We start from the raw sequence: 1849 nt of genomic DNA, 5'->3' as shown, positions 1-1849 counted from the left end.
GGCACGAGCTGCTTGGTGAGCACCAGGCGGCCGAGCATGGCGAAGCCCATGGCAGGCAGGATGTTGGCGGCAACGCCAAAGCCAGCAAGGACAAAGGGCGGGATGAAGTCGAGCATGCCCTGGATGGCGTCAGCACCCAGATAGAACGACAGCGAGCACAGCAGGAACGCCATGATGATACCGGTCAAACCGATCAGGAAGTGCATCGCATAGACACCCTTAAGGTTGCCCCGGCCGGAGAAGACATCAGCGCGGTCAACCAGGATCGGCAGGGCGGCGTTGAGGATGTTCTTGATGGCAAGGCACAGCGTGGCGATGGGCATGGCAAGCGCGATGGCTGCCTCGGTGCTCTGGCCCAGCTGGATAGCGAAGGCGCAGGCGAGCACGCCGCCGATCGTCTCATCAGGCGGCACGTAGGCGCCGATGGAGATCGAGCCCATGAACAGCAGCTCCAGGCTGGCGCCGATCGCGAGGCCGGACTGCAGGTCCCCCAGCACCAGGCCCACGAGCGGGCACAGGACGATGGGGCGGAACGCATAGAGCGTACCGAGCTGGAAGTCGAACTTACCAAATGCGGCGATAAGTCCGATGAGGATTGCTTGGGTAAGCATATATCCCCCTTTCCTAATAGGACACTACGAAGAGCTCAGACTCTTCGAAATTGAACGCCTAGAGCACGCTGGCGCAGTCAACCTTGGGGTCATCGGCCAGGGGTCGAATCTCGACCTCAACGCCACGATCCAGCATCTCGCGCACATCGGCTTCCTCGGCCGCGGTCAGGAAGATCTGATGAGAGACCTGACGAGCATCGGGACGCTTCTCGTCCTTGGGCTTGGTGTTGCCCAGGTTGACCGACTTGATCTGCGGGCAGCCCTCAACAAGCTGCTTTGCCTCAGCAATAGTGGCGACACAGATGATCATCTTGTACTTGTCGGTCACGCCCGAGTTGATAGCTTCGATTGCATGCTCCATATCTTTGATGACGAGCTTGCAGCCGGCAGGCTTGCCCATCTTGAGCGTCGTCTTCCACACCGGGTCGTTAGCGACCTTATCGCCCACGCAGAAGATGCAGTTGGAGCCAAGGCCCTGAACCCAGGAAACTGCGACCTGGCCATGAAGCAGGCGATGGTCAACGCGAAGTAGCTGAATCATAATGTGACCCCCCAAAGGTCTTGTGCCGTCTTACGGCGTGTCAGTAGGTGCTGCGGATTAGAACTCTTCTTCCTCGTCGTCATCGACCAAAAGATCGTTGACAAACTTCACGCGCGTATCGTCCGCAGCGACGATGGCGCGAATCGTCTCCTCAACCGGCGCCGACTCGTCAGAGAACAGCAACTGGATGAGGAGAGGAAGGTTCATGTTGGTAACGAGGTACGTGCGGGGACGCGTCTGGACGATCTTGGTAAACTCGTTGTTGACGCTGCCGCCAAAGAGGTCGGTGCAGACAACGACATCATCGTCAGCAGACATGCCTGCCAGCAGTTTTTGGGCCTCCTCGGCCACGTCCATGCGGCCATCGACGAACATCGAAAGATCGTGGACGTTGTCGCGAGCGCCCGAGAGCAGCTCGACGCTCTCCTTGATGCCGGTAGCGAAGTGCGCATGGCTGGCGATGATGTACTGTCTCATTCTGTGTTCCTCTCAATAGCCCGGCACGTTCCCGCACCCGTTTTCTTTAGTAGTCGAACTGGTGATAGTAGCGACGATACTTGAGGTTGTGCTTGGTGACCGTCTCGTAGTAGCGAGCCAGGCGGTCGGTAACGAGCACCGTCAGAATCCACGGAGACACGATGACGCGGAACTCGTCGTCAAGGCCGGGGATCGCGAACTCGGCGGTGTCGATGATGTT

At 58.8% G+C, this 1849-nt stretch carries 3 protein-coding genes and 1 pseudogene; all 4 read right to left on the bottom strand.

Annotation, left to right across the window (positions count from 1 at the left end):
• On the bottom strand, positions 1 to 611 hold a 611-nt coding region (locus AB5758_RS09655), incomplete at its 3' end, for a PTS mannose/fructose/sorbose/N-acetylgalactosamine transporter subunit IIC (protein ID WP_368155543.1).
• A gap of 58 nt (positions 612 to 669) precedes the next feature.
• Positions 670 to 1152, bottom strand: coding sequence for a PTS sugar transporter subunit IIB (locus AB5758_RS09650; protein WP_238057630.1), 483 nt, complete (start codon positions 1150 to 1152; stop codon positions 670 to 672).
• Positions 1153 to 1209: 57 nt separating this feature from the next.
• Entirely contained in the window at positions 1210 to 1629 is a 420-nt protein-coding gene (locus AB5758_RS09645; protein ID WP_035137739.1) for a PTS sugar transporter subunit IIA, read from the bottom strand.
• A 46-nt stretch (positions 1630 to 1675) separates the two neighbouring features.
• Positions 1676 to 1849 (bottom strand): annotated as a pseudogene (locus tag AB5758_RS09640) (SIS domain-containing protein); the annotation flags it as partial.

This window comes from Collinsella aerofaciens, from assembly GCF_040926405.1.
In the GTDB taxonomy this organism is placed as follows: Bacteria; Actinomycetota; Coriobacteriia; order Coriobacteriales; family Coriobacteriaceae; genus Collinsella.
This window is presented reverse-complemented; position numbering and strand designations above follow the sequence as displayed.

Bases quoted from the DNA above. Each gene is read 5' to 3' on its own strand.
- AB5758_RS09650 (WP_238057630.1), bottom strand. From the start codon at position 1,152: ATGATTCAGCTACTTCGCGTTGACCATCGCCTGCTTCATGGCCAGGTC.
- AB5758_RS09645 (WP_035137739.1), bottom strand. From the start codon at position 1,629: ATGAGACAGTACATCATCGCCAGCCATGCGCACTTCGCTACCGGCATC.